Origin of the sequence: Actinomadura sp. (assembly GCF_044508335.1) — a bacterium.
Classification (GTDB): Bacteria; Actinomycetota; Actinomycetes; order Streptosporangiales; family Streptosporangiaceae; genus Spirillospora.
This window is the reverse complement of the sequence record NZ_JBIQHY010000019.1, coordinates 8,631-16,862: the sequence shown is the minus strand read 5'-3', so window position 1 is coordinate 16,862 and position 8,232 is coordinate 8,631. Positions and strand designations below refer to the sequence as shown.

Annotated in this window: 5 protein-coding genes; 2 read left to right on the top strand and 3 right to left on the bottom strand. The window is 76.2% G+C overall.

The features are described 5' to 3' along the window. Window positions 1–44 precede the first annotated feature (44 nt). Window positions 45–1,157 carry an amidohydrolase family protein gene (locus tag ACIWVC_RS10070; RefSeq protein WP_396446933.1) on the top strand — a complete coding sequence of 371 codons (1,113 nt, stop codon included), beginning with the start codon at window positions 45–47 and terminating at the stop codon, window positions 1,155–1,157. Window positions 1,158–1,198: 41 nt separating this feature from the next. Further along, complete coding sequence (locus tag ACIWVC_RS10065) at window positions 1,199–2,587, top strand: FAD-dependent oxidoreductase (protein ID WP_396454029.1); 1,389 nt, start codon at window positions 1,199–1,201, stop codon at window positions 2,585–2,587. A gap of 38 nt (window positions 2,588–2,625) precedes the next feature. On the opposite strand, the gene ACIWVC_RS10060 is transcribed toward ACIWVC_RS10065, so the two are convergent. From ACIWVC_RS10060 to ACIWVC_RS10050, 3 genes are all read right to left on the bottom strand, one after another. Continuing rightward, the gene (locus tag ACIWVC_RS10060) at window positions 2,626–3,732 is read right to left on the bottom strand and encodes a cystathionine gamma-lyase (protein ID WP_396446935.1); all 1,107 of its coding nucleotides are present in this window, start codon (window positions 3,730–3,732) and stop codon (window positions 2,626–2,628) included. An 87-nt stretch (window positions 3,733–3,819) separates the two neighbouring features. Continuing rightward, on the bottom strand, window positions 3,820–4,719 hold the full coding sequence (locus ACIWVC_RS10055; protein WP_396446936.1) for a tetratricopeptide repeat protein: 900 nt from the start codon (window positions 4,717–4,719) through the stop codon (window positions 3,820–3,822). Then, entirely contained in the window at window positions 4,716–8,192 is a 3,477-nt protein-coding gene (locus ACIWVC_RS10050) for a protein kinase (RefSeq protein ID WP_396454028.1), read from the bottom strand. Before ACIWVC_RS10050 ends, ACIWVC_RS10055 begins: the two co-directional genes overlap by 4 nt. Window positions 8,193–8,232 lie beyond the last annotated feature (40 nt).

Sequence of the window (8,232 nt, the reverse complement as noted above, 5' to 3'; positions counted from 1 at the left end):
GGCCCGTTGCAGTCAGGGCCCGTTGCAGTCAGGAGGAGCGCGCCGTGCTGGAGCACCTGGAGTCGATGCGGCTGGTCGACCACCACTGCCACGGCGTCCTCGACCGCGATCTCGACCGGGCGGAGTTCGAGGAGGCGCTGACCGAGGCGGAGACGTCCGGGCCGCCCGGGACGACCATGTTCGACACGCAGGTGGGGTTCGCGCTGCGGCGCTGGTGCCCGCCCGTGCTGGGCCTGGACGCGCACGCGGAACCGGACGAGTACCTGGCGCGCCGCGCCGAGCTGGGCGCGGCCGAGGTCAACCGCCGCTTCCTGGCCGCGGCCGGGCTGGACGCCCTCTACGTGGACACCGGCTACGGCCCGGAGGCGCTGCTCGGCCCGGCCGAGCTCGGCCGGCTCGCCGGCGCGGACGCCCGCGAGATCGTCCGGCTGGAGACCGTGGCCGAGCAGGTCGCCGCCGCCGGCGTCGACGCCGCGGCCTTCGCCGGTGAGGTGCGCGCCCGGATCGACGCGAGCGGCGCCGCCGGCGCCAAGTCGATCGCCGCCTACCGGGCCGGTCTCGAGCTGTCCGGGCTGCGGCCGTCCGACGCCGAGGTGACGGGGGCGGCCGGGCAGCTGATGCGCGCGGCGGAGGCGAGCGGCGCCGCGCCGCGCGTCTGCGACGAGATCCTGCACCGGTTCCTCGTGTGGTGCGCGGTCGACGCGGGGCTGCCCGTCCAGTTCCACGTCGGGTACGGGGACGTGGACGCCGACCTGCGCCGCGGCGACCCGCTGCTGCTGATCGAGCTGCTGCGCGCCATGGACCCCGCCCCGGCGCTGCTGCTGCACAACTACCCGTTCCACCGGCACGCCGGCTACCTCGCGCAGGTGCTGCCGAACGTGTACGCCGACGTCGGCCTCGCCACCCACAACCTCGGGCACCGCTCGCCCGCGCTGATCGCCGAGCTGCTGGAGCTCGCCCCGTTCGGGAAGGTGCTGTACTCCTCGGACGCCTTCGGCCTCGCCGAGCTGTACCACCTGGGCGCGCTGCTGTTCCGGCACGGCCTCGCCGGGTTCCTCGCGGGCGGCGTCGAGGACGGCGCGTGGACGGCCCGGGACGCCGGGCGGCTCGCCGGGATGATCGCGTCCGGCAACGCCCGCCGCGTCTATGGTCGGTGACGAGACGACGGCCGGGAGGACCGGCCTTTGGGAGGAACGGCATGGCCGCACGCGAACGCCTGCTCGTCATCGGCGGCGACGCCGCCGGGATGAGCGCCGCGTCCCAGGCCCGCAGGCTGCGCGGCCCGGACGACCTGGAGATCGTCGCGGTCGAGCGGGGGCACTACACGTCCTACTCGGCGTGCGGCATCCCGTACTTCGTCGGCGGCGTGGTCGACGATCTCGACAAGCTGATCGCGCGAACCCCCGCCCAGCACCGCGAGCGGGACATCGACCTGCGGCTGCGCACCGAGGCGGTGGAGATCGACCTTGCCGGCGGCAGGGTGCGCCTCCGCGACGTGGACGGCGGCGGTGAGCGCTGGGAGCCCTACGACGACCTCGTGGTCGCGACGGGCGCCGTCCCCGTCCGGCCGCGCCTGCCCGGGGCGGACGCCGAGGGGATCTACGGCGTCCAGGTGCTGGACGACGGGGTGGCGATCCGGCGCGCCGTCGAAGAGCGGGCGCCGCGCCGCGCCGTCGTGGTGGGCGGCGGCTACATCGGCCTGGAGATGGCCGAGGCGATGGTGACGCGCGGGCTGGAGGTGTCGCTCGTGGACGCCGCCGACCAGCCGATGGGGAGCCTCGACCCGGACATGGGCGCCGTCATCGCCGACGCCATGCGCGGCCTCGGCGTGCAGCTGCACCTGGGGGAGCCGGTCGAGGGCTTCGACACCTCGCCCGGCGGGCGCGTCACCGCGGTCCGCACCGGGAGCCGGACGCTGCCCGCGGACCTGGTCGTCCTGGGGCTGGGCGTGAAGCCGGCGTCGGGGCTGGCCCGCGACGCCGGGATCGAGGTGGGCCCGACCGGCGGCATCGTCACCGACCGGCGGATGCGGACCCGGTCGGCGCGCGTGTGGGCGGCCGGCGACTGCGTCGAGAGCCGCCACCTGGTGTCGGGCGGCCCGGCCGCGATCCCGCTCGGCACGCACGCCAACAAGCAGGGGCGCGTCGCCGGCATCAACCTCGGCGGCGGCTACGCCACCTTCCCGGGCGTCGCCGGCACCGCCGTGTCGAAGATCTGCCACTGGGAGGTCGCGCGGACCGGGCTGAGCGAGCGGGAGGCGGCCGCCGCCGGGTTCGCGGCGCTCAGCGTGGTCGTCGAGTCGACGACCCGCGCCGGCTACCACCCGGGCGCCACGACGATGAAGACGAAGCTGATCGCCGAGCGCCGGTCGGGGCGGCTGCTCGGCGCGCAGATCGTCGGCCGGGAGAACGCCGCCAAGCGGATCGACGGCCTCGCCATCGCGCTGTGGAACCGGATGACGGTCGAGGAGATGACCGGCCTCGACCTCGGCTACGCCCCGCCGTTCGCGCCCGTCTGGGACCCGGTCCTGATCGCCGCCCGCAAGGCCGCCGACGCCGTCGCGGAGGACATGCGCGCCCGTCCTTGATCGCCCGTCCTTGATCGCCCTGGCGCGTCCTCCGGCGGCTATGAGAGGGCCTTCTCCAGGGCCTGGAGGACGTCCGCCACGAGATCCTCGGTGTCTTCGACACCGGCCGAGAAGCGGACGAACCCCGGCGCCACGGCGTCGCCGCCCCACCTCGCCCGCCGTTCCGCGGAGCTGTGCACGGCGCCGAAGCTGGTGGCCTGCATGACGAGCCGCAGCGACCCGAGGAAGCGCTCGGCGGCCTCCTCGCCCGGCAGCGTGAACGAGACGACGCACCCGGACCGCCGCATCTGCCGGGCGGCCACCTCGTGCGACGGGTCGTCCGGCAGCCCCGGATACCTGAGCCCCCGAACCCGGCCCCGCAGCGCCTCGGCCACCGCCAGCGCGTTCGCCGCCTGCCGCTCCAGCCTCAGCTGCAGCGTGGCCAGCGACCGGTGCGCCAGCCACGCCTCCATCGGCCCGGGGACGGCGCCGACGGTCTTGCGCCAGAGCCGGACCCCCTCGGCCAGCTCCGGATCACGCGTCGCGACATGCCCGAGCAGCAGATCCCCGTGCCCGGTCAGCGCCTTGGTGTCGCTCGCGACGGAGAAGTCGGCGCCCAGATCCAGCGGCCGCTGCCCCAGCGGCGTGGCCAGCGTGTTGTCGACCGCCACCAGCGCGCCCGCCGCGTGGGCCGCCTCGGCGATCCGCGCGATGTCGCACACGTCCAGGTTCGGGTTGGACGGCGACTCCAGCCAGACCAGCCGGGCACCGTCCACCAGCCCGATCTGAGCGTCCCCGGCGGTCGGCGCCATCCGCACCACCGCCCCGTAGGACTCCAGCCGCTCCTTCAGCTCCCGCGTGACCTGGTAGCAGTCGTCCGGCATGACGACGACGTCGCCGGCCCGCACCCGCGACAGCAGCACGGCCGACACGGCGGCCATGCCGGACGAGAACGAGACGGCCTCCGCCCCGCCTTCGAGCTCGCCGATCGCCCGCTCCAGCAGGGTCCACGTCGGGTTGGTGTCCCGCCCGTAGGTGTACGGCCCGGTGGGTTCGCCGGCCAGGTGGAAATGCGACGCGAACACCGGGCCGGGCAGCCCCGGCGTGTGGTTCTCCGCTTCCGGCCGCCCGGCGCCGACGGCCAGCGTCCCGTCCCCGATCGACATCCCCGCCTCCTCACGGTCCGGCGTCCATCGTCGCGCACGCGCTCGTCCCGCCGTTCGCGCGACCCGGCGGTTCAGCGGTCACCCCGGTCAGGAGTTGCGGAGGGAGTCGGCGATGCCCCGGGCGATCTCGGACTCCTCGATGCGGCCCAGGCGTTCCAGGGCGTAGGACTTGTTGTAGTGGTCGTTCCAGGAGTCGGGCCCGTTGTCGATGGCGTAGTCGATGGCGGGCAGCGCCTCCTCGTAGCGGCCCAGCTTGACCAGTGCGGCGCCCTTGACGCTGTGGGCGCTCGCGAGGTCGTAGCGGCCGGCGCCGACGGCGCGCCCCCCGGTGATGAGGGCGATCGCCTGCTCGACGGCGGCGAGGGCGTCGGCGTCGCGGCCGCCGTCCATGAGGAGGATCGCCCGGTTGATCCGCGGTGCCGGGTAGCCGGGCTGGACGGCGATGGCCTGGTCGTACGCGGCGATCGCCGCGGCGGTGTTCTCCGTCCGGGTGAGCGCGCGGGCCTTCTCGAAGTGGGACGCCACGTCGGACGGGTTGAGCCTGAGCGCCGTCTCGAAGGCGGCGAGGGCCTCGCCGGGCCGTCCCGCCTCGGTGAGCGCGATGCCCCGCCAGTGGTGGGCGGCGGCGTACGGGGGGCGGAGCGCGACCGCGGCGTCGAACTCGCGGATCGCCTCGTCCGGGCGGCCGGACTTGACGAGTTCGACGCCCCTCTTGTGGTGCTCGACCTCGGCGGGCCGGGGGCGGCCGCTGAGCCGCTCCAGCTTCGTGCCCGGCGCGAGCTTGCCGCCGCAGGACGCGCAGCGGGGCGCGCGGAGGCGGGAGCCGGGGGCGTGGCAGCGGTCGCAGAAGTAGCTGCCGCAGTCCTCGCAGATCTTGAACTGGATCGCGTAGTTCTCCGGGTCGGCGAGGGCCACCGGGTTGCCGCCCGGCACCTTCGACACCGAGATGAGCCGCGTGCACGCCCAGCCCGAACAGCTGAGGATCATGGTCGTCCCTTTCCGTCCTCGAACGTGTAGTCCCAGTCGAGTTCCCAGGCCCGTATCGCGCGGTCCCGGCCGCGCGTCACCGCGAGGTGGGCGTCGGCGCTGAGGCCGACCCACTCGACGGCGTCGCTGTGCGCCTTGAGGGTGTGCAGGCAGCGTCCGGACGGGAGGTGCCAGACGCGCAGCGCCCCGTCGGCGCCGCCGGAGGCCGCGAACCCGTCGGCGGTGCCCTCGGTGAGGCAGTCGACCGGCTCCCGCGGGCGGTGCAGGAGGCGTTCGGCGCGCAGGTCCCAGATGCGAAGGGCGGAGTCCGGGCCGACGGTGGCGGCGATGGCTCCGTCGGCGTCCACGCGGATCGAGGCCAGGTGCTCCGGCGCACCGGGGATGTAGCCGGTGCCCTCGCCCGTGGTCCCGTCCGCGGTCCAGAGGACGCCGACGGTGTTGCCGCACGACACCACCGTGCGGCCGTCCGCGCTCATCGCGGCGGGGGTCTGCCCGGGCAGGATGTGCGCGCGCTTCCCGTCCAGCCTCCACAGCGTCACCACGCTTCGGAAGTCGCCCACGAGCAGGGTTCCGGCGTCCGGGCCGAAGCGGAGGGAGAAGACGATCCCGCTGTGGCCTTTGAGGACGTGTCTGCGCCGGCCTTTGGCGAGGTCCCAGACCCGGACGACGCCGTCCTCGTCGCCGGACGCGGCGAGCCGCCCGTCGGGGCTCACCGCGAGCGCCCTGACCTCGGGGCGGTGTCCGCCGAGGACGCCGACGCATTCGCCGGACATCACGTCCCAGATCCGGACCCTCCCGTCGCTCGCGCCGGTCAGCAGCCGGCGGCCGTCGGGGGTGAACGCGAGGGAGCCGACGGACATGCCGCCCACCTGGAGCGTGTGCAGGTGGTCGCCGGACGCCGCGTCGACGAGCCACGCGATCGACCAGCCGCCGAACGCCGCCGCGAGGACGCCGCCGGGGCTGAGGACGCTCACGCTCACCAGCTTGCCGCCGGTGTCGGGGAGCGGGCGGCCCTGCCAGGCGCCGAGCAGCGCCGTCCGGCGGCCGTGCCGCCCGGCGGCGCGCCAGAGGTCGAGCAGCTCGCGGCTCCGCTCGTGGCCGGGCACGCCGCGGGCGGCGCGCAGCTCCGCGGCGGCCCGCGGCCACTGGCCGCCGTCCGCGAGGCGGCGGGCGCGGTCGAGGGCGAGTGCCGCCGCGTCGGCCTCCCGGGCGAGTTCCGCCGCGGTGCGGGGACGGGCGTGGCTCCACGGCGAGCGGGGACCGGCGTCCGCGAGCCGCCACACCCGGACGGCCGGTCCGCCGGCCGCGGTGACCGCGTGCCGCCCGTCCTCGCTCAGCATGAGCGCCCCGCCGGCGCCGCGGCCCGGCAGCGTGCGGAGGCATCGTCCTTCGTCCAGGTCCCACAGCTGCAGGCCGTCCGGGCCGATCGCCAGGGCCCGCGCGCCGTCGCCGCTGACCGCGAAGCCGGTGTCGGGCAGCGCCGGGACCTCGACGGTCCGGAGGGGGCGGCCCGCCACGGCGTCCCAGACGCGCAGTTCGGTCCCTGCCGCGGCGAGCGCGACGCGGCCGCCCGCGCTGAGCGCGACCCGGGCGCGGGGGATCGTCGTCGTCCGGACGAGGACGCCGTTGGCGGCGTCCCACACCCGCAGCCGCATCGTGGTGGGCTCCCACCGCACGATCCGGCCGCCGGCGGTGGCCGCGACGGCCCCGCCGAGGCTGCGCCCGAGGTGCTGCTCCTCCTGCAGCGTGCGGACGCAGTGGCCGCCGGCGGTGTCCCAGAGCCGGACGGCGCCGCCCTCCGTGGCCGACACCAGAAGGGAGCCGTCCGGGGTGAACGCGAGCGAGTCGACCCGGCCGGCGTGGCCGCCGAGCCGGTGCAGGAGCCGCCCGGACCGGACGTCCCAGAGGAGCACGGCCCCGTCCGTCCCGCCGGAGGCGGCGAAGCGGCGGCAGGGGCTCAGCGCGACCGCGCTCACCCCGCCCCCGAGCCCGCCGGAGTGCGCGGGCAGCACGTGGAGGCAGCGGCCCGCCGCCACGTCCCAGATCCGCACGGTGCCGCCCTCGGAGCCGGGCGGCGGCGGGCTCGCCTCGTCCCGGCCGCCGCTGACCGCCGTCGCCGCGTCCTCCGCGAGCGCGACGGCGCCGACCGCGTTGCCGTGGCCCTCCAGCACCACGGCCGGCGGCGGGGCGTCCAGCCGCCGCGCGCGGGCGAGCGCGGCGGCCGGTTCGGGAGCGCCGGGCGCCCGCCGGGCGGCCGCCTCCAGCGCCGCCGCGGCCCGCTCCGCGTCACCGCGCTCCAGGTGGACGAGGCCGAGCAGGTGGTCGCCGATCCAGTCGTCGCGGTGGGACGCGCGGACCTGCTCCAGCTCGGCGATGAGCTGCGCGTCCGTCATCCGCCCCGCGCGCCAGAGCCGCAGCCCGCGGTTGAACACGGCGTGCGGATTGCTCGGGTCGGCCTGCAGGGCCCGCTCCCAGAGCGCGTCCGCCTCCTCGGCGTGCCCGAGGTCGAGCATCGACAGCGCCTGGTTCGACAGCCCGTCCGCCAGCAGCGTCGCCGGGGCGGGCCGCGCCCGCGGATAAGGGTCGCCGGTGACCTGCGCGTACACGGTGGCGAGCTCGTCGGCCAGCGCGTCCATCCGGTCGGGCCGGGACGACGGGTCCGGCCGGAAGCACGCGCGCAGCAACTCCGCCAGCCCGGGCGGCAGGACGCCCGCGGCCCGCACCGCGAACTCCTCGAACACCCGCCCGCCCGCGGCGCCCGACCGGGTCGGCGGGCCGCCGGTGAACATCGACAGCACGCTGAGCGCCCACGACCACACGTCGGTCGCGCGGGTCAGCGGCGTCCGGCCGTCCGCCGCCGCCTGCGCCTGCTCCGGCGAGCAGTACGCCGGGGTCAGCCCGGCCAAGCTGACGGCCGGGTCGGCGTCGGGGCGCGGAACCCCGTCCTCACCCGCCCGGATTCGCGCCTTCGCCAGCCCGAAGTCGGTGACCTTGACGGTCCCGTCCGAGGTGAGCATCACGTTGGCCGGTTTGACGTCCTGATGGACGAGCCCGCTGCGGTGCGCGTGGTCCAGCCCCCAGGCGAACTGGATCGCGACGTCGATGATGCGGCCCGTGGTGCGGCGCGGGTCCGGGTCGCGCAGCCGGCCGTCGCGGATCGCGTCGGCGAGGCTGCCGCCGGCGACCCACTCGGCGAACACGCCCGGCAGCGGACCGACCCGGCGGACGTACGCGCAGTTCACGATGTGCGGGTGCAGGCCGAGCCCGACCCACGTCTCCGCCTCCGCCTCGAAGCTCCGCAGCGCCTGCTCCGACTTCACCAGCTCGGGGCGGGGCACCTTCACGGCCAGCTCGGTGTCCCAGCCGCGGTGCCGTACCCGGTAGACCAGCCCCATGCCGCCGGTGGCGACCACGTCGCGGACCTCGTACAGATCGAGCACGACATCGCCGCGCCGCCACGTCGCGTCGATCATGCCGGAATCCTACGGATTCGCGGCCCCGCTCTTCCACCGT